Consider the following 24,887-nt stretch of genomic DNA (forward strand, 5'->3'; position numbering starts at 1 on the left):
CTCGCCCTCCACCACGCGGGCACGCCCCGGACGGCGACGACCTCACCAACCGGCTATGACGTCGCGGGCATGCCCTTCCTGATGACGGCGACCTGGGCAGGATCCCAGCCTGGCTGCGGCACCGAGGCCAGCAGCAGCCGGGTGTAGGGGTGTTCGGGCTCCTCGAGCACCCGGGCGACGGGGCCGCTCTCGACCACCCTGCCCCTGTGCAGCACCAGCGTGTCGTCGCACAGGTGCCTGACGACGGCCAGGTCGTGGCTGACGAACAGCAGCGCCACCCCCGACTCGCGGCGGACCTCGGCCAGCAGGTCGAGGATCTGGGCCTGGATGGAGACGTCGAGCGCGGCCACCGCCTCGTCGAGCACCAGCACCGAGGGCTCGACGGCCAGCGCCCTGGCGATGGCGAGCCGCTGGCGCTGCCCGCCGCTGAGCTGGTGGGGCCGTGCGCCCGCCTCGCGGCTGCCCAGCCCGACCTGGTCGAGCAGGGCCGCCGCGCGCGAACGGTCCTTGCCGTGCAGCCTGAGCACCGCGTGCAGGCACTCGGCGGCGCTGAGCCTGGGGTCGAGGGAGACATAAGGGTCCTGGAAGACCATCTGGATCTCGCGGGCCCTGCGCAGCCGCGCCGTACGGCCCCGCTCGCGAAGCTCCCTGACCTGCCCGTCGACGGTGACGGTGCCCGAGTCGGGCGTGACCAGGCCGACGAGCATGCGGGCCACGGTCGTCTTGCCCGAGCCCGACTCCCCGACCAGCCCCAGTGCACCGCCGCTGGGCAGGGAGAAGGAGACGTCGTCCGCGGCGACCGTGCCGGGGTAGGTCTTGCGCAGCCTCTCGACGGTCAGCATGCGGGCGCCTCCTCCTTGATCAGATGACAGGCCGCCGAGCCGCCCTCGACCGCCACGCTCGGCGGAGGCGAGGAGGCGCAGGCCGCCACGGCGTGCGCGCACCTGGGCGCGAAGGGGCAGCCGTCGAAGGCGTCGTCGAGCGAGGGCGGCCTGCCGGGAATCGGTTTGATCGGCCGGGGGTCGCCCAGCTCGGGGGTGCAGGCCAGCAGCCCTGCCGTGTAGGGGTGGCGGGGATCGGCGAACAGCGCGGACGCGGGCCGCGACTCCACCACGGTTCCGGCGTAGAGCACGTAGATCCGGTCGCAGTAGGCGGCGGCCAGGTGCAGGTCGTGGGTGATGAACAGCATGCCGAGCTCGCGCTCGGCCTGCACGCCGCGCAGCAGCGCCAGCGTCTCGGCCTGGGTGGTGACGTCGAGCGCGCTGGTGGCCTCGTCGGCCAGCAGCAGCGCGGGGTCGGCCGCCAGGGCCGCGGCGATCACCACCCGCTGGAGCATGCCGCCGGACAGCTCGTGCGGGTACTGCCGCATGCGCAGCTCGGGATCGCGCATGCCGACGGCGGCCAGCAGTTCGAGCGCCCGCCCGCGCGCCTCCTTCCTGCCGCGGCCCAGCGTGTGGACCATGCGCTCGGTGAGGAAGTCGCCGATCCTGCGCACCGGGTTCAGCGACGAGCGCGGATCCTGATAGATCATCGACACCGTGGCGGCCCGCAGCGAGCGCAGCCCCCCGTCGTCGAGCGAGAGCACGTCCTGGCCCTCGACCAGCACCTCGCCACGCGCCGCCGCGTTCTGCGGAAGCAACCTGAGCACCGCGCGGGCGATCGTGGACTTGCCCGAGCCCGACTCGCCGACCAGCCCGACGACCTCGCCGCGGGCCACGCTCAACGCCACGTCGCGCAGGATCGGCCGGTTGCCGCCCGCCTCGATCGTGAGATTCCTGATCTCCAGCAGCATCACGGTCTCCTCGCGGCCAGCCGGTCAGCGAGCCTGACCCCGATCACGTTGAACGACACGACGACCAGCGCGATCGCCGCGCCGGGGACGAGCACGGGCAGGAAGGCGCCCTGCACCATCGCCGCCTGCCCCTCCTTGACCATCAGGCCCCAGTCGGAGGAGGGCGGCTGCGCGCCGAAGCCCAGGAAGCTCAGCGTGGCCAGGCTCATCAGCCCCTCGCCGAACAGCACGACGAGGTAGCCGACGATCGCGCGGGCCATGTTGGGCACCAGGTAGCGCACGCAGATCGTGAACCCGCTCATGCCCTGCACCCGGTAGGCGTCGATGTACGGCTTGGCGCACTCGGTGACGGCGATCGCCCTGGTGTACTTGGCGATCGTCGGCGTGTAGGCCAGGCCGAGCGCGACGACCGCCGTGGTGACGCCGTTGCCGAAGACCGCCACGACCAGCACCACGAACAGCAGCCCGGGGAAGGCGTACATCACGTCGGTCACCCGCGAGACCAGCGCGTCGACCCAGCCGCGCCACCAGGCGGCCGCGGTGCCGAGCGCGACGCCGAGCACCGAGGCGATGGCCAGCAGCGCGAGCGGGCCGATCAGCGAGGTCTGCGCGCCGTACAGGATCCTGGAGAGCAGGTCGCGGCCCGACTGGTCGGCTCCGAGCAGGTGCGCGGGCGACATCGGGGACAGCGTCGCGTCGAAGTCGACGGCGCCGGGCGCGTACGGCGCGGCCACGGGGGCCAGCACCGCCCCCGCCACGACGAGCACGAGGAAGGCGGCGGCGAGCTGGAAGCCCAGCGGTCGCCTGGCCGAGGGCATGGTGGTCGCGACAAGGGTCATGACCTGCTCCTCGCTCGCGGGTCGATCAGCGGCTGGACGAGCTCGACCAGCGTGGTGACCGCGATGTAGGCGGTGACCATGAGCAGCAGCACCGCCTGGGTCACGGGGAAGTCGTGGGTGTTGATGGCACCCACCAGCAGCGTGCCGACGCCGCTCAGCTGGAAGGCGCTCTCGACGGTCACCGTGCCCGCGAGCAGGCCCGCGGTGACCAGGCCGCACATCGTGACGATGGGCCCGAGCGCGCCGCGGAAGACGTGGCGGACCACGATCAGCCGCTCGGACAGCCCCGAGGCGCGGGCGACGGTGACGTGGTCGAGCTCGCGCTGCTCGACCATCGCCTGGCGGGTCACCCTGCTGATGATGGCGAGCGCGCCGAGCGCCAGCGTGACCGCCGGCAGCGTGAGGTGCCACAGCGACCCTCCGCCGCCGACGGGGAACCAGCCGAGCTGCACGCCGAACAGCGAGATCAGCGCGGTGGCCACCACGAACGGCGGCACCGAGGTGGCGAACGTGGTGCCGGCCACGACCGCCGCGTCGGTGCGGCCGCCGCGCACGGCGGCCAGCACGCCGAGCGCGACGCCGAACACCACGAACAGCACCGCCGCGTAGGCCACCAGGCCGAGCGTGGTCGGCACCCTGGCCGTCAGCAGGTCGCCCACCTGGTCGTTGTACTTCAGCGAGCGGCCGAGGTCGCCGGTGAGCGCGTCGCCGAGCCACCTGAGGTACTGCACGACGAAGGGGTCGTCCAGGTGGTACTGCGCCCTGATCGCCGCGAGGTATTCGGGGGTGAGGTTCTCCTTGCCGCCCGCCAGGAACGTGACGGGATCGCCGGGGGCTGCGTAGGCGGCCCCGAAGATCACGAACGACGTGGCCAGCAAGGTCGCCACCAGGCCCGCCACCTTGCGGGCCACGCGTGTCACCATGTCAGCCCTTCGCCCCCAGGTCGACGGCCCACGGGTAGCCGAAGTACGTCATGGAGGCGGGCGGGCCCGTCACCTTGCCGCCGAGCACGACCGTGGAGGGCACCTCGACCAGCGAGATCCACACCATGTCGGAGGTGAAGCGCTGCTGCAGCTCGATCACCTGCCTGGCGCGGGCCGCCGCGTCGGTCGTCTCCAGCGCCTTGGCCACCAGCGCGTCGTACTCGGGCGAGCTGAAGCCGACCCAGTTGTTCGACGAGCCGCTCAGGCCGTTGTCGTAGAAGCCGATGGGGTCGTTCTTGGTGATGTACCAGTCGTCGGGCACCAGATCGACCTGTGCCCGCTTGTCCTTGTCGGTGTAGAAGGTGCCGAACTCAGAGCCGGGGATCGTCTTGATCTCCGCCTTGAGCCCGATCTTCGTGGCCGCGTCGACGACCGCGTTGGCGATCACCGAGCGGGCCTGGTCGCCGTCGGAGGCGACGACGATCGGGGTCTGCGGTGCGCCCGCCTCCTGCACGAGCTTCTTGGCCGCCTCGAGGTCGGGCGCGGCGGGCGCGCCCTGGAGCTGGTCGTAGGCGCTCTGGAAGCTCTGCTTCTCGTAGGACCAGGCGCCCGCGCCGACGGGCACCTTCCACGGCCTGGCCAGCCCGGCGAAGCCCGACTTGGCGACGCCCGCCCTGTCGACGGCCAGTGAGAGCGCCCTGCGGATCTTCGCGTCCTTGAGCACGCCCCGATCGGTGGGCAGCAGCACGAACACCCTGGTCGTCGGCCCGTAGGCGACGTTGACCGCCGGGTTCTTCGCCAGCGCGACGGCGGGGCCCGTCTCCGCGAGGTAGGCGCCGTCGGCCGCTCCCGTGGTGAGGCTGTTGACCATGGCGCCGTCGTCGGCCCACCTGAAGGTGACGGCCTTGGTCAGCGGCTTGACGTCCTTGTTCCAGTAGCCGTCGAAGCGGTCGATCGTGATCTCGGTGCCCGACTTCCACTCGGCGAGCCTGTAGGGCCCCGAGCAGGCGTCGGGATGGCCGGGCGTGCCGTAGTCCTTGCCGAGCCCGTCGACGACCTTCTTGTTGAGCACGATGCCCGCGTCGCCGGCCATCGCCTGGATGAACAGCGCGTTGGCCTTCTTGAAGGTGACCTTGACCTGGTCGTCGCCCACCTTGGCGACGGCGTCGACGTCCTCGAACTCGTCGGACTCGTTCATCCCCTCACCGGCGTGCCGCTGGAGGCTCCACACGACGTCGTCGGCCGTCAGCGGGCTGCCGTCGTGGAAGGTGACGCCCTTCCTGATCGTGAACACGAGGGTCTTGGGGTCGGGCTGCTCGGCCTTCTCCGCCAGCCATGGCTTGATCGTCATGTCGGGCTGGGTCTGCATGAGGCGCTCGCAGACGTTGGCCATGATCGTGCGGTTGGGCGTGCCGCCGTCACTGTCGAGGTCGAGGGTGCCGGGCTCCTCGCCCAGCAGCCATGTGGCCTTCTCCAGCGCGCCCTTGGCCTTGGGTGTCTGGTCGACCAGGGTCAGCTTGGCCACGTCGGGCGCCTTCGTCGTGGCCGCGGGTGCGCCACAGGCGGCGGTGACGCCGATCAGGCCCACGAGGGCCAGAATCTTCTTCACAGGGTGTCTCCGTCGTAGAGGTTCCATGGGACGCGCTCGTACTCGTGGTCGCAGGGCGTGCCCGCAGCGATCAGGTAGTCGCCCGTGGTGAGGTCGACGCAGCTCGACAGCAGGGTGGCCCACCGCTTCACGGCGGGCTGGCCCTCGTCGGGGTGGGTGCACAGTGACTCGGGGTGGCCGAGGTGGTCGGACATCGCGGTGTGGATGAGCTTGCGCGCCTCGTCGCGACCCGAGGCGTGCCGTACGGCCCGCAGCCCCGACTCCGCGCGCGGCACCCGGTAGAGGGAGTCGGCCGAGCCCGGCCTGTAGGTGGCGGCCAGCTGCGGCGGCATGAACGCCTGGTAGTGGTTGCCGTGGACGAGCAGCCCCTCTGCCGGGTACATCCAGCCCACCGCGCCGGGCGTCGTCTCCAGGTCGATGGCGAAGCCGTCGCGGTGGGTGACCAGCGCGTTGCTGGCGATGTGGGCGCGCGACCTGGTGAGCGCCTCGAGCGCGGCGTTGAGGTTGTCGCTGTCGAGCACGCGCCGCCTGACGAGCGTCTGCGGCACCCCCACGGAGTCGTCGAACCTGCCGCCGAGCCCGTTGGCGTTGAGCGCGATGCCCGCCGAGTTGGCCCCCTGCCGCCCGACCTGCCCCGCCTCGACGTGCATGATGACCGTCGGCCTGCCCGGCTGGACCACGCGCAGGACCATGACGGTGTCGGCGACGCCGCTGCGCCAGTCCCAGTTCTGGCCCGCGTAGACGTGGCCGTCGCCCGACGCCTCAGGCAGCAGGGCGAAGGAGGTGCAGCCGTCGGGCTCCATCGAGCCGAACGTGCTGTCGTAGATGATCTCGCCGCGCGCGTTGAGCGCCAGGATGTCGAGGAAGGAGACGCCCGCGCCCTCGGCGATGCCCTCCATCTCCTCCACCAGCTCGGGGGCGAAGGCCCTGGACGGCGCGACCCAGCGCCCCGCTCGCTGCGTGACCTGCTCCCAGGTGAGGCCGCTGGAATGGGCGAACGCCTCCGCGTAGTAGGCCAGCGCCCTCTCGATCAGCTCGCGCGTCTGCTCGCCGTACTGGCGGCCGCGTTCTCGCGGTGCGCCCGAGATCTCGACGAGGGGCAGAGAGGTGAGGCTCAATGGTGCTCCTTGGACCTGGCGGGCCATGTAATGTGCGTTCCAGAGACCGCAGAACTCTGTAACGCGGGTTTCTGAAGCCAGGGTAATGAGCGTTACGCAGGAGTCAATAGCCGTAATGGAAAATTCACAGAGTCCGATCGAGCAGCTCAGAGCTGTGGTCCGGCAGGTGTGGGAGGAGCTGTCCCCCGCCGAGCGCGCGGTCTGCCAGTACCTGATCTCCGCGGCGCCCGAGCAGATCCTCTTCGCCAGCGCCGCCGAGCTCGGCACGGCCACGGGCACCAGCAACGCCACCGTGATCAGGACCATGCAGCGGCTCGGCTTCGGCGGCCTGCCCGGTCTCAAGCGGGCGCTGGCGGCCGAGTTCAGCTCGGCCGTCGCCCCCGACATACGGCTGCAGCAGCGCATCAGCCACGTCGGCCACGACCTGTCCGACATCTGGGCGAGGGTCTTCGACGAGGCCTTCGAGCGCATCGAGCACTGCAAGCGCCTGTTCGACCAGGAGGTCTTCACCCGCGCGGTCTCCGTCGTGGCGGCCGCAGGCTCGGTGCTCGTCTACGGCGCGGGGGCCTCCGAGCCCGCCGCCCGCCACCTGGCGCTCAAGCTCGGCCGCCGGGGCCACCGCGCCCGACCCATCTCGGCGACCGGCTTCGCGCTGGCCGACGAACTGCTCTGGCTCGGGCACGGCGACGCCGTGGTCATCTTCCAGCCGGGGCGGCGGCTGCGCGAGATCGAGGTGCTGATCGACAGGGCCCGCGCGGTCGGCGCGGGCGTCGTGCTGGTCTCCGACGAGCTGGGCGCGGCTTTCTCCGGCAGTGTCGAGGCCGTCCTTTCGGCGCCCCACACCCCCACCGGCATCACCGCCGAGCCACTGACCGGCATGATCGTGGCCGACGCCCTGCTCCTGGCCGTCGACTCCCTCGACGAGAACCGATCGGTGGAGTATTCACACCAGTTGACCGCTCTGCGAGAGCAGCTCCTGGGCCCCCGTAAGGTCCAGTAGCCTCACCTCGTCGTCTTTTCAACGGAAGGTGCGTCTCGTGATCGGCTGGTTCGAAGCGGTGGTCCTCGGGTTGCTCCAAGGGCTCACGGAGTTCCTGCCGATCTCGTCGAGCGCGCACATCAGGGTCGTCTCGGCCTTCTTCGGCTGGGACGACCCTGGAGCCGCGTTCACGGCCGTCATCCAGCTCGGCACCGAGGCCGCGGTCCTCATCTACTTCCGCAAGGAGCTCTGGGAGATCATCTCCACCTGGACCCGCTCCCTGTGGACGCCCTCGCTGCGCGGCGCCTTCCCCGCGCGCATGGGCTGGTACGTGATCGTCGGCACGCTGCCCATCGCCATCCTCGGGGTCACGTTCAAGGACCAGATCGAGACGGTCTTCCGCGACCTGCGACTGATCGGCACCACGCTGATCGTCTTCGGCGTCATCCTCTGGATCGCCGACCGCACCGCCCGCACCAAGCTGACGCTCGAGAAGCACCTGTCCTTCACCCACGCCCTGCTCTTCGGCCTGGCGCAGTCGCTCGCGCTCATCCCCGGCGTCTCCCGCTCCGGCGGCACGATCACCGCGGGGCTGCTGCTCGACTACCGGCGCGAGGAGGCCGCGAAGTACTCCTTCCTGCTGGCCATCCCCGCGGTGCTCGCGTCGGGTGCGCTGGAGCTGTTCGAGATCGGCGGCCACGGCACCCCCGACTGGGGCCCGACCATCCTGGCCACGGTCATCTCGTTCGTGGTGGGCTACGCGGCGGTGGCCTGGTTCCTGAAGTACATCAGCACGCACAGGTTCACCGGCTTCGTCATCTACCGCATCCTGCTGGGCGTCTTCGTCATCGCCGCGGTGTCGTTGGGCTGGATCCCAGCGTGACCCTGCTCGCCAGGCAGAAGATCACCGCGAACAGGGCCCAGGCGGCCACGTAGGCCACCGGCTCCCCCACCATCTGCCGCCCCTCGAAGTAGACGACCAGGCCGACGACGGCGCCGGGGATCGCGCCCCACCAGCGCCGCCACCACACCTCGTGCACGACGACCTCGAACGCCACCAGGGCGATCGGCCCGAACAGCAGCATCTTCGCGTTCAGCTGCTGGGGCAGGAAGTGGTCGAGCGCCATCACCGCCACCGCCGACAGCGTCGTCAGCAGCACCACTGCGCCGAACGGGGCGGGCTCCTCACGTGGATCGGTCACGCTCCCATTCTGGGCAGGGGCCTCACACGGCGACATCCGTCTTTGGTCTACGGGTGACGGCCGGGTAGGTGGCCATCGTGAACAGCAGCGTCACCACGCCGAGGGCGCTGGCCAGCACGATCACGCCCGTCCTGCCGTACCACTCGAGGGCGAGCCCTCCGGCGATGCCCGCCACGAACAGTCCCAAGTACTGGCTCGAGGCCAGCAGCCCGAGCCCGACCGGGACGTTGCCCGGCACCGCGGCGACCGTCCTGTATTGCTGCGAGGGACCGATCAACCAGCCGAGCGCACCCCAGACGAAGGCCCACACGAGGGCGACGCCGAGGTTGAGGTTGGCCACAGGGAGCAGGGCCATCAGCACGGTCGCCCCCGCGATGCCGAGGAAGACCATGCGGCGGGGACCGTAGGCGTCGGTGAGGCGTCCACCGACCGCGTTGCCGACCACGCCGCCGACCCCCCACGCCCACAGCACCGCGGCCAGCGGCAGATCGATCAGCGAGCCGAGGTAGGTGTAGGCGCTGAAGCCCCCGGCGAAGATCAGCAGTTGCGTCAGCAGGACGGCCAGCACACCGCGGTCGGCCAGCGGCGTGAAGCGATCCCTGATCCTGGTGGAGGCGGGCAGGCGCACGTCGGGAACCACCAGGGCGACGGCGGCGAACCCGACGGCGGCCAGGCCGACCACCAGCCACAGCGCCGAGCGCCATCCCGCCACGTCGCCCATCCAGGTGCCGAGCGGCACGCCGATCGCCGAGGCCACGGTCAGCCCGCCCATCACCAGCGCGAGCGCGCGGCCCCGCCGTTCGGGGCCGACCAGGGCGGTGGCGACGGCGGAGGCCACGGGGGTGACCATCGCCGCGCCCGCCGCGGCGATCACCCTGGTGCCCAGCATGAGGCCGAAGGTGGGCGAGAGCGCCGTCAGCGCGTTTCCGGCGGCGAGCACGCCGAGGCCGATGAGCAGCAGCCGCCGTTTGGACAGCTTCGCGGTCAGCGCCGCCAGTACGGGTGAGAGCAGGGCGTAGGCCAGGGCGAAGACGGTCATGAGCTGGCCGGCGGCCGACGGCGAGATGCTCAGGTCGCCCGCGATCGGCAGGACCAGCCCCGCCGTGACGAACATGCCGGTGCCCACGGCGAAGTTCCCAAGGGCCAGGGCGTAGAGCTTGGGGGTCATGAGGACAAAACTCGCCTATTGTTGGACTGTTGTCAAACTTTCAAATCGAGAGGCAGGCTGGAGGGATGCGTGTGCTCCCACAACCGGCGACCGAAGACATCCAGCTCACCGAGGTGCTGCACGCGCTCTCGGATCCGGCGCGCCTCGAGGTCGTCACCCGCCTGGCGGTGCAGCGAGAGCTCACGTGCAGAGGGGTCGGCGACGAGATCGGGCTGCACAAGTCGACGATGTCCCACCATTACCGGGTGCTGCGCGAGTCGGGGGTCGTCTCGAGCCGTCAGGAGGGCAGGCAGAAGTTCATGACGCTGCGCAGGGACGACCTCGACGCCCGCTTCCCCGGCCTGCTCGACTCGGTCCTCGGCGCCACGCTCTGATGCTGCCCATCCACGCGGCCCTGCCCGACCTGATCGACGTGCTGGAGAAGGGCGGCTGCGCCGTCCTGACCGCCCCGCCAGGCACCGGCAAGACGACCGTGGTCCCGCTCGCGCTGGCCGATGCGGGGCTGCGGGTCGTGGTCGCCGAGCCCAGGCGGCTGGCCGTACGGGCCGCCGCACACCGGATGGACGTCGGCTACACCATCAAGGGCGAGCGCCGCACGGGGGCCAGGAAGGGCGTGGAGGTCGTCACCACGGGCGTGCTCCTGCAGCGCCTCCAGCGCGATCAGGAGCTTCCCGGCGTCGACGTGGTCATGATCGACGAGTGCCATGAGCGACACCTCGACGCCGACACCGCGCTGGCGTTCCTGCTGGACGTCCGCGAGACGCTCAGGCCCGACCTGCGCCTGGTGGCCGCCTCCGCGACCGCCGACACCGCGCCGTGGTCGCGGCTGCTCGGCGACGCCCCCGTGGTCTCCGCCTCCGGCGTCACCCACCCCGTCGAGATCGTCTGGGCGCCGCCCGCCCGTCCTGTCGTGCCGCCGCACGGCCTGCGCGTCGATCCCGCGCTGCTGGCCCACGTCGCCGACGTCGTACGGCGGGCGCTGGCCACCCACGAGGGCGACGTGCTGTGCTTCCTGCCGGGAGTCGGCGAGATCACCCGCGTCGCGGGGATGCTGCAGGACCTGAACGTCCTCCAGGTGCACGGCCAGGCCCCGGCCCGCGTCCAGGACGCCGTGCTCAGGCCCTCCTCCACGCGCAGGGTGGTCCTCGCCACCTCCGTCGCCGAGTCGAGCCTCACCGTGCCCGGCGTCCGCGTGGTGGTCGACTCGGGGCTGGCGAGGGAGCCGAGGACCGACCACGCCAGAGGGCTCGGCTCGCTGACCACCGTGCACGTCTCGCGGGCCTCCGCCGACCAGCGGGCGGGACGGGCAGGACGCGAAGGTCCCGGCACCGTCTACCGGTGCTGGACGGCCGCCGCCCATGCCCGCCTCGCGCCGCACGCGCCCCCCGAGATCGCGCTGGCCGACCTGACGGGGTTCGCGCTGCAGGCGGCCTGCTGGGGCGCGCCAGGCGCCGCCGGCCTCGCGCTCCTCGACCCGCCCCCCGCGCGCCGCGATGTCCGCCGCCACCCGCACACTGCTCACCCTCGGCGCCCTCACCCCCGCCCCCGCCACCCCGGCACCCCAGGAGCCTTCCGAGAGAGCGGCGTCTCCGGCCGAGGAGGCCGTCGGTGCGGGAGGCGGGCCCGCGGGCGACGACGTGACAGCCGTGCGGGTAACCGGGAGGGGACGGCGGATGGCGCTCGCCGGCGTGCATCCCCGCCTGGCCAGAGCCCTCATCGACGGCGGCCCCCGCGCCGCCGAGGTCGTCGCGCTCCTGTCCGAGCAGCTGCCCCGCGAAGCGGGCGACGACCTCGTCGAGATCTGGCGCAGGGCCAGGCGCGACAACGACCCCCGCTGGCTCCGCGAGGTCAGACGCCTGACCAAGGAGCCCGTCAAGGGGCCTGACGACGCCGCCGCCGGACTGGCCGTCGCGATGGCCTTCCCCGAACGCGTGGCCCGCAGGAGGGGCGGCGCCTACCTCATGGCCTCGGGCACCCAGGCCCAGCTCCCTGAGGGCTCCAGGCTCGCCACCGCCGAATGGCTGGCCATCGCCGTCGCCGACCGTCCCACCGGCGCCGCCTCCGCCAGGATCAGGCAGGCCGTCGTCATCGACGAGCCGACCGCAAGGCTGGCCGTGCCGGTGACCGTACGCGAAGAGGTCGTCTGGCGCGTGCCGCCGGGCGAGCGGCGCGGCGACGTCTCCGCCCGCGTGATCGAGCGCCTGGGCGCCATCGAGCTGTCGGCGACCCCGCTGAGGGACGCCGACGTCCGCGCGGCCCTGCTGGAAGGGCTGCGCACCGAGGAGATCCTCACCTGGACCCGCGAGGCCGTCGCGCTCAGGGAGAGGATGGCCTTCTGCCACCGCGCCATCGGCGAGCCCTGGCCCTCCATGGACGACCTGATCGGCCTGGCCGACCGGTGGCTCGAGCCGGAGCTGTCCCGGGCCCGCCGCCGCGCCGACCTCGAACGACTCGACGTGGTGGCGGCGCTCAAGCGCCTCGTCCCGTGGAGCCGGCGGCTGGAGGACGACGCGCCCTCGCATCTGGAGGTGCCGAGCGGCTCGCGGATCCGCATCGACTACTCGGGCGAGCAGCCGGTGCTGGCCGTCAAGCTGCAGGAGCTGTTCGGCTGGCAGGAGGCCCCGCGCATCGCGGGCGTCCCGCTGCTGATCCACCTGCTCTCGCCCGCGGGCCGTCCCGCGGCCGTGACCGCGGACCTGGCCTCGTTCTGGCGCGAGGGCTACCGCTCGGTCCGCGCCGAGCTGAGGGGCCGCTATCCCAAGCACCCGTGGCCTGAGGACCCGCTCACCGCGACCCCGACCCGCCGGGCCAAACCCCGCCAGGGCTAGAAAGGAGGCATGTATCCAAGCTCCGCCCTCGGCGAGTTCCTGCGTTCGCGCCGCGCGAGGGTGACCCCCGAAGCGCTGGGCCTGCCGGAAGGCGTCAGGCACCGCAGAGTCCCCGGCCTGCGCCGCGAGGAGCTGGCCCCGCTCGCCGGTGTCAGTGTCGGCTACTACACCCGCCTGGAGCAGGGCCAGAGCCCCAACGTGTCGGCCGAGGTGCTCGACGCCATCGCCCGCGTGCTCGACCTCGACGACGACGAGCTGGCCCACCTGCACCGCCTGGCCCGCGCGGCGGCCTCGGGTCCCAGGAGGGCCGCGCCCGAGCGGCTGCGCCAGGGGATCAGGCTGATGGTGGAGTCCATGACCGAGGTGCCGGCGTGGGCGGTGGGCCGCAGGGGCGACGTCCTGGCCTGGAACCGCCTCGCCCACGCCCTCTTCGCGCCGCACTGGGAGTTCGAGGGCCCCGAGCTGCCGAACTTCGTCCGCATGGACTTCCTCGACCAGGAGTTCACCCGCGGCCTGTACGCCGACTGGACGCAGAAGGCGCGCGACGACGTCGCCTACCTGCACGGCTCACTCGGCCGCTTCCCCGGCGACGAGGGCCTGACCGCTCTGGTCGACGAGCTGCTCGAGCTCAGCCCCGACTTCGCGCGCCTGTGGACCGAGCACCCTGTCAGCAACTGCGCCTCCATCGCGCGCGACCACCTGCATCCCGAGCACGGCGTCCTGTCCCTCACCGCCGAGTTCCTCCGCACGCCCGACGACGAAGGCCAGGGCGTCACGCTGTTCCAGCCGGCCCCCGGCTCTCCCTCCGCCGCCCGCCTCCGCGCCCTCGCCGCCGAGCTGACCCGCTGAGCCGCCCGACGCTGAGGCCTCCCGACGCTGAGGCCGCCCGACCCGCTCACAGCTGATCCGCTCAGGCCTGATCCGCTCAGGCCGTCACGAGCCGGTCGGCGGGGCGCGCGAGCACCAGCGGAGCCGCGAGGGCGCCCAGCAGCGCGACCGCCCCCGCCACCAGGAAGGCCGCGTGCAGTCCGCCGAGCGTCGCCATTGACGCCGTGGCCTCGGGCGCGAGCGCGGCCGAGCGGGCGGCGGCGACGGCGGTCAGCGCCGCCACGCCGATCGCCCCCACGAACGTGGGCATCTGCGCCAGGCTCCCCGCCACCCCCTGATCGTCGTCGGAGAGACCTGAGGTGATCGTCGTGATGGTGGCCACCACGGCGAGCACGTGCCCGAACCCCATCGCGGCCGATGTCGCGAGCAACACTCCGATGCCGCCGCTGACCGGCAGGAACACCATCGCGGCCGTTCCCACGGCCTGGACGGCCAGCCCGGCGGTGAGCACCCGCACGGTGCCGATCGTGGACATCAGACGGGCCGCGAAGGCCCCCGCCGCCAACGCCGCGACGCCCTCCCCGAGGAAGCCCAGCCCCGTCTGCAGCGCCGAGTACCCCAGGACGTCCTGCATGTGGATGCTGAGCAGCAACGTCGCCCCTCCGCACATCCCGAACGTGACCAGGCCGAGCGTCATCCCCCACTTCACCGTCGTACGGCGCAGCAGCCCGAGCGGCACGAGCGGGGCGACATGCCTGCCCTCGGCCACCAGGAACAGGCCGAGGAGCACGACCGAGGCTCCCACGGAGAGCCACGAGCCCGCCGAGATGCCGTAGACGAGCGCGAACAGCCCTGCGCTCGCCAGGACGGCGCCGGGCACGTCGAGCCTGGCGAGGCTCCCGCTCTCGCTCTCCCGCACGACGCTCACCGCGCCGAGCAGCACGAGGGCGCCGATCGCCATGAGGATCAGCATCGTCCATCGCCAGTTCAGCCCCGAGGTGATGAGGCCGCCGCCGATCGTGCCGATCACGAAGCCGAGCGAGAGCAGCGCGCCGTTCACCCCCATGGCCCTGACCCTCCTCGGCCCCTCGGGGAAGGCGGAGGTCATCAACGCGAGCGCGGTCGGACCGATCATGGCCGCGGCCACGCCCTGCCCCGCCCTCGCGGTGACCAGCACGCCGGGGAGCGCGGCGAGCGCCGCCATTAGGGAGAAGGCCATGAAGGCGACCACCCCTGCCATGAACAGCCTTCGCCGTCCCACGACGTCGGAGGCCCTGCCGAACAGCGGCATCAACGCCGCCGTGGGCAGCAGGCAGGCCGTCACCACCCACTGCAGCCCCGAAGCGGTGGCGAAGCCGAGGTCCCTGCCGATCGCGGGGAGCGCCACGGTGATGATCGAGTAGTCGAGTCCTGTCATGAAGGTGGCGCCGCACAGTGTGATGAGGATCAGCCGGCCGCGGGCGCCCAGTGAGGTGTCGTTCGTCATGCCGACCAGCGTGGTGCGGACGCGATCGGCCGACCAGCGCCCTGCTGGAGGTACACCTGTCAGGTGCAGGCTGCCGTAAGGAAGTCAGGCGAGCTGGGCGGCGAGCAGCAGCAGGTGCGGCTCGGAGCCCGGAGGAGCGACGAGTTGCACGCCTCCAGGACGGGCGCCGAAGGGCAGGGAGAGCGCGGGCCAGCCCGACAGGTTCCACGGAGCCACGACGGCGATGTCGCGCAGGCGTGTCCTGCCCACGGGCAGGGGAAGGGCGGCGAGCGCGGGCACGATCAGCACGTCGGCGTCGCCGAACCACTGGTCGGCGCCGTAGTCGCGCCAGCGCTCGCGACTACGGCGTCCCAGTCCGCCGCCCCTCTCTCGCACGCGGCCAGGGGAGCGCCCGCCGGCGATCGTGGCGAGGACGAGGAAGGAGGGCAGCCTGGCGGGATGGTCGACGACCGTGTGCCCCGCCTCCCGCAGGCGTTCGGCTGCCGCCGCGACCGCCGCCCTGAAGCCGGCTCGTACCCCGAGCCCTCGAGGCAGCGGCTGGGGAGCGGCGGCGACGCGCAGGCCCGAGCGCCTGGGCGGGACGCCACGGGGCGGCCTGAGCAGCCAGTCGTCGTCCTCGAAGTCGGGAAGGCCCCACTGTCCTGCGGGGCCGGGATCGCGCCAGGCCGAGGCCAGCTCGGGCTCGCCCGCGAGCACCGACAGCACCAGCGCCAGGTCCTCGGCCGTGCGGGCGAGGGGAGCCCACTCCCGCCACTCGCGCGTGGCCTCGGGGATCACTCCCCTTCCTGGCTTGAGCGCGAGCACCCCGTGGCAGGCGGCCCGTGTGCGCAGCGAGCCGAACTCGTCACTCCCGAGCGCGAGCGGCACCAGCCCCGCCGCCACGTCCTCCGCGCAGGGCCGTCCCGTCTCGACGAGCAGCGCGCCCGCCGCCCGCAATCTCGCGTGCGCGGGCCGCTCCCCGGCCGGAGCCACCGCCACGGGCACCCCCGCCAGCGGCAGCTCATGGAGATCGGCCCTCTTCTGTACGGCACGCGCCTCGTCGGCCAGGCGCTCGCCGTCCGCGCCGACCGCGTGGAGAAGGTCGTCGGCGATCGCGGTGGCCGTGGCCTCCCCCTGGCGTACGGCCTCCGCGATCTCGATCGCGGACCTGCCTGCCCACACCATGAACCGATTCTGGCCCCACGGGGAGGCGTTCACCAGAGGCCGGGGCCAGGCCCGATCAGGATCTGGGCTCCCTGCCCGCCTGTTTGAGTGCGGCGCGCAGCGCGTACTCGATCTGCGCGTTGACACTTCTGAGGTCGTCGGCGGCCCACTTCGCGATCGCCTCGTAGACCGCGGGGTCGAGGCGGAGCAGGAGCTTCTTCTTCTCAGGCATACAGGCTGCCGGCGTTCACCACCGGCTGGGTCGCCCGGTCACCGCAGAGCACGACCAGGAGATTGGAGACCATCTGCGCCTTGCGCTCCTCGTCGAGGTCGACGACTCCCTCGGCTGCGAGCCTGTCCAACGCGAGCTGCACCATGCCGACAGCGCCCTCCACGATCTTCGTGCGAGCCGCGACGACCTGGGCGGCCTGCTGGCGCACGAGCATAGCCTGGGCGATCTCGGGGGCGTAGGCCAGATGCGTGATGCGGGCCTCCAGCACCTCGACCCCCGCCAGCTCCGTGCGGTCGCGCAGCTCGGTCGTCAGCTCGGTGGCGACCTCGGCGCCGTCACGCAGGCTGGTGCGGGCGGGCTCGTGCGAGTCGTAGGGGTGGGTGGTGGCCAGGTGCCGCACGGCGGCCTCCGACTGGATCGCGACGTACTCCTCGTAGTCGTCGACCGAGAACGTGGCGCGCGCGGTCTCCACGACCTTGTAGACGACCACTGCGGCGATCTCCACCGGGTTGCCGTCGGCGTCGTTGACCTTGAGCTTGGTGGTCTCGAAGTTGCGCACCCGCAGCGTGATCTTGCGCTTGCTGGTGAAGGGCAGCACCCACTGGAAGCCCGCCTCGGCCACCGAGCCGACGTAGCGGCCGAGGAACTGCACGACCTTGGCCTCGTTGGGGTTGATCACCGTGAAGCCCGTCAGGATCACCACGGCGAGAACCACCCAGGCCAGGCCCAGTCCCATCAGCGCGATCTCGCCCGCGTTGACGCCCACGAGGCCGGCGGCCACGCCGAGCACGATCAGCACGGCGAGGACGAGGAACCCGTTCAGCCGGAAGGCCCTTTTCTCCATCGTGTCCCCTTGCTATTGAAGTGATATCACTACGATAGCCCATGAAACCGGCGGAGAGAACGCCGAAGGGGACCGGCGGCGTCAGAGACGCCGCCGATCCCCTTCGATGCGTCGATCAGACTCCGGCGGGATGCCAGACGGTCTTGGTCTCCATGAACGCCGTCATCCTGCGGATGCCGGGATCGGCCGACCAGTCGGGCGAGCTCGGGCGGATGACCCGCTTGAGGTTCTCGGCCGCCTCCTGCTCGCACCTCAGCGCCAGGTCGGGATCGGCGACCCCGGTGAGGTCGAGCCCGTTGACGTCCATGTGCGCGGCCAGCCAGGGCGCCAGCTCGGCCTGGTGCCCCGTCAGGATGTTGACCACGCCGCCCGGCAGGTCGGAGGTGGCCAGCACCTCGGCCAGCGTGATGGAGGCCAGCGGCGAGCTCTCCGAGGCCACCACGACGGCGGTGTTACCCGTGACGATGACGGGAGCCACGACCGAGACCAGCCCGAGCAGCGGATCCGAGGGGGCGATCACGGCCACCACGCCCGAGGGCTCGGGCGTGGACAGGTTGAAGTACGGCCCCGCCACGGGGTTGGCCGACCCGCGGACAGAAGCGATCTTGTCGGACCAGCCCGCGTACCAGACCAGCCTGTCGATGGCCGCGTCGACCTGCTCGAGCCCTGCCTTCTTGCCCAGAGGCAGCTCCTCGGCGAACTGGCCCCGGCGCCCCTCCAGCATCTCGGCGATCCGGTAGAGGATCTGCCCCCTGTTGTACGGCGTGGCCCCCGACCATCCGGGGAACGCCTTGCGCGCCGCCGTCACGGCGTCACGCGCGTCCTTGCGCGACGCCCTTGAGGCGTTGGCCAGGAAGTCGCCCTTCGGGGACGTCACGACGTACGACCTCCCGCTCTCGGAGCGCGGGAACGCCCCTCCGATGAACAGCTTGTAGGTCTTGCGCACGCTGAGCCTGCTCATCGCTTCTCCTCCGCCGGCCGTACGGTAACGAAGATCTGGCCGCAGCGGCTCACCCCGCAGCGGTGGGCGAACCAGCCGGTCCTGGTCGGGCGCCCGGTACGGGCGTAGGCGTGGCCACGGGTGGCCTGAGCGCGCCTGGTCCGCCTCCTGGTCAGGCGATGATCACACGTCAAGGTAGGCCTCCAGCCCCGCGAGCCCGCCTTCCCGGCCGTAACCGGACTCCTTGTAACCGCCGAAGGGGGACGTGGGGTCGAACTTGTTGAAGGTGTTCGCCCAGACGACCCCGGCGCGCAGCCGGTCGGCCATCCACAGGATGCGCGAGCCCTTCTCGGTCCAGACGCCCGCGGACAGGCCGTACGGAGTGTTGTTGGCCTTCTCCACGGCCTCGGCAGGCGTGCGGAAGGTCAGCACCGACAGCACGGGACCGAAGATCTCCTCGCGCGCGATGCTGTGCGACTGCGCCACGCCGGTGAAGATCGTCGGCGGGAACCAGAAGCCCTTCTCGGGCAGCTCGCAGGCGGGAGACCAGCGCGAGGCGCCCTCCTGCTCACCGAGGTCCGACAGCTGCCTGATCCTCGCCAGCTGGTCGGCGGAGTTGATCGCACCGATGTCGGTGTTCTTGTCCAGCGGGTCGCCGAGCCTCAGCGTGCTGAGACGCCTGCGCAGGGAGTCGAGCAGCTGGTCCTGCACGGACTCCTGCACCAGCAGGCGCGAGCCCGCGCAGCACACGTGCCCCTGGTTGAAGAAGATGCCGTTGACGATGCCCTCGACGGCCTGGTCGATGGCTGCGTCCTCGAAGACGATGTTGGCCGCCTTGCCGCCCAGCTCCAGCGTGAGCTTCTTGGACGTGCCCGCGACGGTCCTCGCGATGATCCTGCCGACCTCGGTGGAGCCGGTGAAGGCCACCTTGTTGACGTCGGGGTGCGCGACGACCGCGGCGCCCGTCTCGCCCGCGCCCGTCACGATGTTGACCACGCCGGGCGGCAGGTCGGCCTGCTGGCAGATCTCGGCGAACAGCAGGGCGGTCAGCGGCGTGGTCTCGGCCGGCTTGAGCACCACCGTGTTGCCGCAGGCCAGCGCCGGAGCGATCTTCCACGCGAGCATCAGCAGCGGGAAGTTCCACGGGATGACCTGGCCCGCCACGCCGAGCGGCCTGTCGCCGAACCCGGCGTAGGCCAGCTTGTCGGCCCATCCGGCGTAGTAGAAGAAGTGCGCGGCGACCAGCGGCACGTCCACGTCCCGCGACTCGCGGATGGGCTTGCCGTTGTCGAGCGACTCCAGGACGGCCAGCTCGCGGGCGCGCTCCTGGATGATGCGGGCGATACGGAAGAGGTACTTGGCCCGCTCGGCCCCGGGCATCGACGACCAGACCCCGAAGGCCTTGCGCGCGGCCTGGACCGCGCGGTCCACGTCGTCGGAGGAGGCGACGGCCACCTCGGCCAGGACCTCCTCGGTCGCGGGGTTGACGGTCTTGAAGGAGGAGGAGCCGGGGACGAACTCGCCGTTGATGAACAGCCCGTAGGACGGCTTGATGTCCACGACATCGCGCGACTCGGGCGCAGGTGCGTACTCGAACATCTCGATCAGTCCAGGGTGAAGTAGTCGGGACCGGCGTACCGGCCTGTGGCGAGCTTCTGGCGCTGCATGAGCAGGTCGTTCAGCAGGGAGGAGGCGCCGAGCCTGAACCAGTCGGGGCTCAGCCAGTCGTCGCCGACGGTCTCGTTGACCAGCACCAGGTTCTTGATGGCGTCCTTGGTCGTGCGGATCCCGCCCGCGGGCTTCACGCCGACCTGGCGCCCCGTGACGTCACGGAAGTCGCGCACGGCCTCGAGCATGATCAGGGTGACGGGAAGCGTCGCGGCGGGCGACACCTTGCCGGTGGAGGTCTTGATGAAGTCGGCGCCGGCGATCATCGCCAGCCACGACGCCCGCCGTACGTTGTCGTAGGTCGCCAGCTCGCCCGTCTCGAGGATCACCTTCAGGTGCGCCTCGCCGCAGGCGGCCTTCACCGCGACGATCTCCTCGAAGACCTTCTGGTAGTCGCCCGACAGGAAGGCGCCCCTGTCGATCACCATGTCGATCTCGTCGGCGCCGGCCGCCACGGCCAGCGCGGTGTCGCTCACCTTGACCTCGAGGGACGAACGGCCGCTGGGGAAGGCGGTCGCCACCGAGGCGACCTTCACCCCCGAGCCCTTCAGCGCGGAGACGGCGACGGCGACCAGGTCGGGGTAGACGCAGACGGCGGCCACCCGGGGCGCACCCTCAGCGGTGTGCATCGCCTTGGCGCACATCGCCCGGACCTTGCCGGTCGTGTCGGCGCCCTCCAGGGTGGTGAGGTCGACCATCGAGATGGCCAGGTCGATGGCCTGAGCCTTGGCGGTCGTCTTGATGGAGCGGGTACCGAGCATCGCCGCCCGCTGGTCCGCGCCCACCCGGTCGACACCTGGAAGGCCGTGCAGGAAGGCCCGCAGCGTGGCGTCCGAAGAGGCCACGTCCGCGAGCGAGGTAGTCACAGTTGACACCATCACAGCATCGCCGACCGGGATGGGTAGTTCCAAACCGGAGCTGCCCGAATGTTCGCTCGTTTTTCGTCAGCATCATCTGTTTCACCTGTAGGTAAGCACCGCGCTCGTGCCGCCCGCGTCGACCGTGGCCCACATCTGGGAGGTGCCGGGAACGTTGGCCAGCCCCCGCACCTCCGCGTGCGTGGAGCCCTCGGGCATGACGGAGATCTGCGACCAGGAGCCGTCCACGAAGCGCACCAGCGCGCCAGGGAGCCCCGTCCGCGCGGCTGCCAGCCATATCCCGCTGCCGCCGTCCGTGGTCACGTGGGTGTAGGCGGTCGCGGGGGGACGGTGAGGCAGCCGCTCCCACGCGACGCCGTCCCAGCGCAGCACCACCGCCTCCAGCGGCGCGCCGCCCACCGTGATCGCCCCCACCGCGTAGCCGAGACCGGCGTACGGCATGGCGAGGTCGTTCAGTTCCAGGTGTCCGCCCTCGGGCAGCGCGATCGCCGGAATCGGGGTGCGCAGCCACTCCCCGTCCGTCCAGCGCAGGATCGAGGCGGCGCGCTCGCCCCCGTAGCCGAGGTTGGACTCCCCCGGGCTGCTGAGCGCCCAGACGTGCCCGCCTGGAGCCGCGGCGAGGTCGCTGATCGGCAGCGGGGCGGCGACCGGGCGCCACGCCTGTCCCTCGTAGTGCCAGAGCCCGTCAGTCATACCGTCGCGCGAGAGCCTGAGCCCCGCCGCCCAGCACTCGTCGGCCCCCGTGGCCACCGCCGCGGTCACGTGCGCGGACTCGGCCTCGATCGGCAGCCTGCTCCACTGGCCCTCCGCCATGCGCCGCACGTCCACGCGGGCAGGGCCGTCGGTGAAGGTCCAGGTCACGCCCTGCCCGGCCTGCCTGACCAGGTACGGCCCCGCCTTACCCGGCTCGCCGTGCCACTCCACGCCGTTCCACCGCAGCGGAGGCAGCCCCGCACGTATCACCCACGCGTCCTGCGGCCCGCCGGAGGAGACCTCGCGAAAGCCGCCCCACATACCGGTCTCGCCGATCAGCGAGACCTGCCACCCATGTCCGTGAGCTGCGGCGGGAGCGTCCGCGATGAGGAGCACGCAGGCCGCCACGATGATCGTCCATAGCTTCACGGCGCACCATCGTCGCCGGTCTAAGGCGGCCCCCAGGCGTGTCCTAGGTAGTCGTAAGCCGATGGTTCGGCAGAGATAGGGCATCCGCCCGATGTGGCGGGGTGGGCCTTAGCCGGATTCTTGAACATGTCAGCAAGTCGCATGAAGAAACAGGAGATCCGGCCGTGAACCCGGAAATTGAGTACCAGCTCATGCAGTCCCACGCCAAGGAGCTTCGTCAGGCGGCGGCCATGCACCGCCGAGTACGCGAGGCGCAGAAGTCGGGTGAGTCCGAGCGTCGCCACCGTTCGCTCTTCAGCAAGTTCAGGAAGTCGTGACCGCCCCCAAGGAGCCCGGCCGCATCCTCCCTCGCGGCCGGGCCCCACAGCCCCCCTAAACCGGTCGTAACCTCTCTAAAGGGCATGCCATGCTTGAGGACGTGATAGGTCGATCGGTCAGTCCCGTCTTCGTGGGGCGGGAAGCGGAGCTGACCGTCCTGACGGAGTCCTTCGACGAGGCGCGTAAGGGCGCGGCCACCGCCGTCCTGCTGGGCGGCGAAGCAGGGGTCGGCAAGACCCGACTGGTGCAGAGCTTCGCCGAGCGCGCGGCGGCCGACGGCGCGCACGTGCTGTTCGGCGGCTGCGTCGAGCTCTCCAGCGACGGCCTCGCCTACGCTCCGTTCACCGCCGCGCTCCGCCAGCTCGTCAGAGAGATCGGCACGGCCAGGATCGGCTCGCTGCTGCCCGAGGGCGCCGAGCGCGACCTGGCCAGACTGCTGCCCGAGTTCGGCGAGCCGAGCGCGGACGGCGACACCAACACCGGCAGGGCCAGGCTCTTCGAGCAGTTCCTCACCCTGCTCGAACGGCTGGCCGAGTCGCGGCCCGTTGTGCTGGTCGTGGAGGACATCCACTGGGCCGACAGGTCCAGCCGCGACCTGATCGCCTTCCTCAGCCGCAACCTGCGCGAGTCGCAGGTGCTCATGGTGCTGACCTACCGCTCGGACGACCTGCACCGCCAGCATCCTCTCCGCCCCGTCCTGGCCGAGCTGGGCCGGGTGGCCGGCGTGCTCAGGCTCGACCTGCCGCGCCTGTCGCGCGACGAGGTCGCAGGGCAGATGGCCGGCATTCTCGGCGTCCCGCCGCTCTACTCCCGCATCGAGACCGTCTACCAGCGCAGCCAGGGCATCCCGCTGTTCGTCGAGGCCCTGATGGAGTGCGACGACGGCGCGGGCGAGGTGCCCGACTCCCTCACCGACCTGATCCTCGGCTCGGTCGAGCGCCTTCCCGAGGAGACCCAGCGCGTCCTGCGCATCGCGGCCGCGGGCGGCATCCGGGTCGGCCACGCCCTGCTGTCGGCCGTCAGCGGCCTGTCGGAGCTCGACCTCGAGGCCGCGCTGCGCCCCGCCATCGCGGGCAACGTCCTGCAGATCGCCGACAACCGCGCCTACGTCTTCCGCCACGCGCTGATCCGCGAGGCCGTCCACGACGAACTGCTGCCCGGCGAGCACCAGCGCCTGCACGGTCGCTACGCCGAGGAGATCTCCCGCGACCGCACCCTCGTGCCCCCTGGCAGGGCGGCGGTCGAGATCGCCCACCACTGGTACGGCGCGCGCGACGACCACTGGGCGCTGATCTCGGCGTGGGAGGCGGCGCAGAAGTCGTTCAAGGCCTTCGCCTACACCGAGGCCATCCCCCTGCTCGAACGCGTCCTCATGCTGTGGGACAAGGTGCCGGGCGCCTGCGGCGACATCGGCGCCGACCACACGGCGGTGCTGGAGCGGGCCTCCGAGGCCTCCCACGCCTGCGCCGACATCGACAAGGGCGTCAAGTTCGTCAAGGCCGCGCTCAGCGAGCTGGAGGAGTCGGCCGAGCCCGAACGGGTCGCCGCGCTCCTGGTGCGCTGGGGCAACTTCAAGCTGGCCAAGACCAAGCCAGGCGCGCTGGAGAACTTCCGCCACGCTCTCAGCCTGGTCCCCGAGCCGAGCAGCACCCGCGCCGACGTGCTCGTCAAGCTCAGCCGCCACCTCATGCTCACCGGCCAGGTCGCCGAGGGCACCATGCTGGCCGAGGAGGGTCTGGCGCTGGCCAGGCAGCTCGGCGACAGGGTCATCGAGGGCGAGCTGATCATCAACCTCGCCCTCGGATACTCCCTCGACGGAGAGATCGAGCGCACCTTCGAGGCCAACACGCGCGCCATGCGCCTGGGCGAGGAGGTCGGCTCGGGCCAGCTGATCCTGCGCGCGGTGGCCAACAACATCGACGCGCTCAACGAGCTGGGCCGCTCCCGCGAGGCCATCGAGCTGGGCCGCGAGGGCGAGGCGCTGGCCAAGAAGTACGGCAGGGTCAGAGCCTCGGGCGCCTTCATCCTCAACAACCTGGCCGAGGCGCTGGAGAGCCTGGGCAGGTGGGAGGAGGCCGTCCAGGTCATCGACCACGCCCTCAGCCTCGGCCCCACCCAGAGCACCCGCCACCACCTCATGAGGGGGCGCGCCGACATCGCGCTGGGCAGAGGCGAGGTGGACCTGGTCGAAGGGATACTGTCCGAGCTCGGCGTCCTGAAGGACCGCCAGGAGGACTTCATCCAGGACATCACCAACAGCAGCCGCCTGCACATCGGCTGGCACATGCTGAAGGGCGAGCCCGACCACGCGCTGGCCGTCGCCGAACGCCTGCTCAACAGGCCCAACCAGGCGCACAAGGCCGCACTGGCCTGGCGAACCCTCTCGATGATCCGCACCGTCTGCGACGCCGCCGAGCCAGGACTGCCCGAGAGAGCGGCACGGGTGCGGGCGATGGCAGCCGAGCTGGCCGCCACGCTGGCGGTCAGCGGCCCGGTGTCCGAGGCCTACAGGCTCACCTTCGACGGCGACTTCGACGCCGCGGCGGAGGCGTGGGAACGGCTCGAAAGGCCGCACGCCCGCGCGAAGTCGCTGCTGAGGGCGGCGACCGTACGGGCACGCGCGGGCGACAAGGAGGGGGCCGCCTCCCGGTTGCGCGCCGCCCATCCCCTCGCCACCGCGCTGCTGGCCGCGCCGCTGGTCGCCGAGATCGAGGGATTGGCCCGCCGTCTCGGTGTCACGCTGCTGGAGGAGCCCGCCGCGCCCTCGCCCGACCTGCTCACCCCGCGCGAGCTGGAGGTGCTGCGCCTGGTCGCGCTCGGCCGTACCAACAGGGACATCGCGGCCGAGCTGTTCATCTCGGCGAAGACGGTCAGCGTGCACGTCTCCAACATCCTCGCCAAGCTGCGGGTGGCGACCAGGGGCGAGGCCGCCGCCGCCGCACACAGGCTGGCGTTGCTGTCGGCGTGACG

Annotated in this window: 24 protein-coding genes; 8 read left to right on the forward strand and 16 right to left on the reverse strand. The window is 71.5% G+C overall.

All coding sequences use genetic code 11. The features are described from left to right. Positions 1–53: 53 nt before the first annotated feature. From ABFX55_RS33240 to ABFX55_RS33265, 6 genes are read right to left on the reverse strand one after another with little or no spacing between them, the layout of a single operon-like run. The gene (locus ABFX55_RS33240; RefSeq protein ID WP_346126602.1) at positions 54–842 is read right to left on the reverse strand and encodes an ABC transporter ATP-binding protein; all 789 of its coding nucleotides are present in this window, start codon (positions 840–842) and stop codon (positions 54–56) included. After that, a complete protein-coding gene (locus ABFX55_RS33245) occupies positions 836–1,792 on the reverse strand; it encodes an ABC transporter ATP-binding protein (RefSeq protein ID WP_346126603.1) in 957 nt (318 codons plus the stop codon). Before ABFX55_RS33245 ends, ABFX55_RS33240 begins: the two co-directional genes overlap by 7 nt. Then, complete coding sequence (locus tag ABFX55_RS33250) at positions 1,792–2,631, reverse strand: ABC transporter permease (RefSeq protein WP_346126604.1); 840 nt, start codon at positions 2,629–2,631, stop codon at positions 1,792–1,794. Before ABFX55_RS33250 ends, ABFX55_RS33245 begins: the two co-directional genes overlap by 1 nt. Beyond that, a complete protein-coding gene (locus ABFX55_RS33255) occupies positions 2,628–3,554 on the reverse strand; it encodes an ABC transporter permease (RefSeq protein WP_346126605.1) in 927 nt (308 codons plus the stop codon). Before ABFX55_RS33255 ends, ABFX55_RS33250 begins: the two co-directional genes overlap by 4 nt. A 1-nt stretch (position 3,555) precedes the next feature. Further along, complete coding sequence (locus tag ABFX55_RS33260) at positions 3,556–5,163, reverse strand: ABC transporter substrate-binding protein (protein ID WP_346126606.1); 1,608 nt, start codon at positions 5,161–5,163, stop codon at positions 3,556–3,558. Further along, on the reverse strand, positions 5,160–6,281 hold the full coding sequence (locus ABFX55_RS33265; RefSeq protein WP_346126607.1) for a C45 family autoproteolytic acyltransferase/hydrolase: 1,122 nt from the start codon (positions 6,279–6,281) through the stop codon (positions 5,160–5,162). The genes ABFX55_RS33260 and ABFX55_RS33265 overlap by 4 nt, the downstream gene beginning before the upstream one ends. Positions 6,282–6,396: 115 nt before the next feature. Here ABFX55_RS33265 and ABFX55_RS33270 point away from each other — a divergent pair, with 115 nt between their 5' ends. Further along, the gene (locus tag ABFX55_RS33270; protein ID WP_346126608.1) at positions 6,397–7,281 is read left to right on the forward strand and encodes a MurR/RpiR family transcriptional regulator; all 885 of its coding nucleotides are present in this window, start codon (positions 6,397–6,399) and stop codon (positions 7,279–7,281) included. Positions 7,282–7,318: 37 nt separating this feature from the next. Then, positions 7,319–8,143 (forward strand): undecaprenyl-diphosphate phosphatase, encoded by an 825-nt coding sequence (locus ABFX55_RS33275; RefSeq protein ID WP_346126609.1) that lies wholly within the window; start codon positions 7,319–7,321, stop codon positions 8,141–8,143. Here ABFX55_RS33275 and ABFX55_RS33280 read toward each other — a convergent pair. Continuing rightward, positions 8,106–8,462, reverse strand: a complete 357-nt coding sequence (locus ABFX55_RS33280; RefSeq protein WP_346126610.1) for a hypothetical protein — start codon at positions 8,460–8,462, stop codon at positions 8,106–8,108. The genes ABFX55_RS33275 and ABFX55_RS33280 overlap by 38 nt on opposite strands. Positions 8,463–8,484: 22 nt before the next feature. Beyond that, complete coding sequence (locus ABFX55_RS33285; protein ID WP_346126611.1) at positions 8,485–9,630, reverse strand: MFS transporter; 1,146 nt, start codon at positions 9,628–9,630, stop codon at positions 8,485–8,487. 65 nt (positions 9,631–9,695) lie between these two features. Here ABFX55_RS33285 and ABFX55_RS33290 point away from each other — a divergent pair, with 65 nt between their 5' ends. From ABFX55_RS33290 to ABFX55_RS33305, 4 genes are all read left to right on the forward strand, one after another. Then, positions 9,696–10,004: an ArsR/SmtB family transcription factor gene (locus tag ABFX55_RS33290; RefSeq protein ID WP_346126612.1), complete on the forward strand. Its 309-nt coding sequence runs from the start codon at positions 9,696–9,698 to the stop codon at positions 10,002–10,004. Continuing rightward, the gene (locus ABFX55_RS33295; RefSeq protein ID WP_346126613.1) at positions 10,004–11,515 is read left to right on the forward strand and encodes a helicase-related protein; all 1,512 of its coding nucleotides are present in this window, start codon (positions 10,004–10,006) and stop codon (positions 11,513–11,515) included. The genes ABFX55_RS33290 and ABFX55_RS33295 overlap by 1 nt, the downstream gene beginning before the upstream one ends. Before the next feature lie 484 nt (positions 11,516–11,999). Then, positions 12,000–12,458 (forward strand): ATP-dependent helicase C-terminal domain-containing protein, encoded by a 459-nt coding sequence (locus ABFX55_RS33300; RefSeq protein ID WP_346131342.1) that lies wholly within the window; start codon positions 12,000–12,002, stop codon positions 12,456–12,458. A 9-nt stretch (positions 12,459–12,467) separates the two neighbouring features. Further along, on the forward strand, positions 12,468–13,307 hold the full coding sequence (locus ABFX55_RS33305; protein ID WP_346126614.1) for a helix-turn-helix domain-containing protein: 840 nt from the start codon (positions 12,468–12,470) through the stop codon (positions 13,305–13,307). Positions 13,308–13,383: 76 nt separating this feature from the next. On the opposite strand, the gene ABFX55_RS33310 is transcribed toward ABFX55_RS33305, so the two are convergent. From ABFX55_RS33310 to ABFX55_RS33345, 8 genes are all read right to left on the reverse strand, one after another. After that, positions 13,384–14,772: an MFS transporter gene (locus ABFX55_RS33310; RefSeq protein ID WP_346126615.1), complete on the reverse strand. Its 1,389-nt coding sequence runs from the start codon at positions 14,770–14,772 to the stop codon at positions 13,384–13,386. A gap of 84 nt (positions 14,773–14,856) precedes the next feature. Further along, positions 14,857–15,936: an amidase family protein gene (locus tag ABFX55_RS33315; protein ID WP_346126616.1), complete on the reverse strand. Its 1,080-nt coding sequence runs from the start codon at positions 15,934–15,936 to the stop codon at positions 14,857–14,859. 55 nt (positions 15,937–15,991) lie between these two features. Beyond that, entirely contained in the window at positions 15,992–16,147 is a 156-nt protein-coding gene (locus ABFX55_RS33320; protein ID WP_183651684.1) for a type II toxin-antitoxin system antitoxin, read from the reverse strand. After that, a complete protein-coding gene (locus ABFX55_RS33325; RefSeq protein WP_183651686.1) occupies positions 16,140–16,991 on the reverse strand; it encodes an SPFH domain-containing protein in 852 nt (283 codons plus the stop codon). Before ABFX55_RS33325 ends, ABFX55_RS33320 begins: the two co-directional genes overlap by 8 nt. 115 nt (positions 16,992–17,106) lie before the next feature. Next, positions 17,107–17,952, reverse strand: a complete 846-nt coding sequence (locus tag ABFX55_RS33330; protein WP_346126617.1) for an aldehyde dehydrogenase family protein — start codon at positions 17,950–17,952, stop codon at positions 17,107–17,109. Positions 17,953–18,114: 162 nt separating this feature from the next. Beyond that, complete coding sequence (locus ABFX55_RS33335) at positions 18,115–19,530, reverse strand: aldehyde dehydrogenase family protein (protein WP_346126618.1); 1,416 nt, start codon at positions 19,528–19,530, stop codon at positions 18,115–18,117. 5 nt (positions 19,531–19,535) lie between these two features. Continuing rightward, the gene (deoC, locus tag ABFX55_RS33340) at positions 19,536–20,477 is read right to left on the reverse strand and encodes a deoxyribose-phosphate aldolase (protein ID WP_183651692.1); all 942 of its coding nucleotides are present in this window, start codon (positions 20,475–20,477) and stop codon (positions 19,536–19,538) included. Positions 20,478–20,558: 81 nt separating this feature from the next. Further along, positions 20,559–21,599: a beta propeller repeat protein gene (locus ABFX55_RS33345; RefSeq protein WP_346126619.1), complete on the reverse strand. Its 1,041-nt coding sequence runs from the start codon at positions 21,597–21,599 to the stop codon at positions 20,559–20,561. A 164-nt stretch (positions 21,600–21,763) separates the two neighbouring features. Between ABFX55_RS33345 and ABFX55_RS33350 the strand changes: the two genes are divergently transcribed. Continuing rightward, positions 21,764–21,916 (forward strand): hypothetical protein, encoded by a 153-nt coding sequence (locus ABFX55_RS33350; protein ID WP_183651698.1) that lies wholly within the window; start codon positions 21,764–21,766, stop codon positions 21,914–21,916. 89 nt (positions 21,917–22,005) lie between these two features. Next, on the forward strand, positions 22,006–24,885 hold the full coding sequence (locus ABFX55_RS33355; RefSeq protein ID WP_346126620.1) for an ATP-binding protein: 2,880 nt from the start codon (positions 22,006–22,008) through the stop codon (positions 24,883–24,885). The last annotated feature ends 2 nt before the right edge of the window (positions 24,886–24,887 follow it).

The organism is Nonomuraea roseola (assembly GCF_039535395.1).
GTDB classification, from domain to species: Bacteria; Actinomycetota; Actinomycetes; order Streptosporangiales; family Streptosporangiaceae; genus Nonomuraea; species Nonomuraea roseola.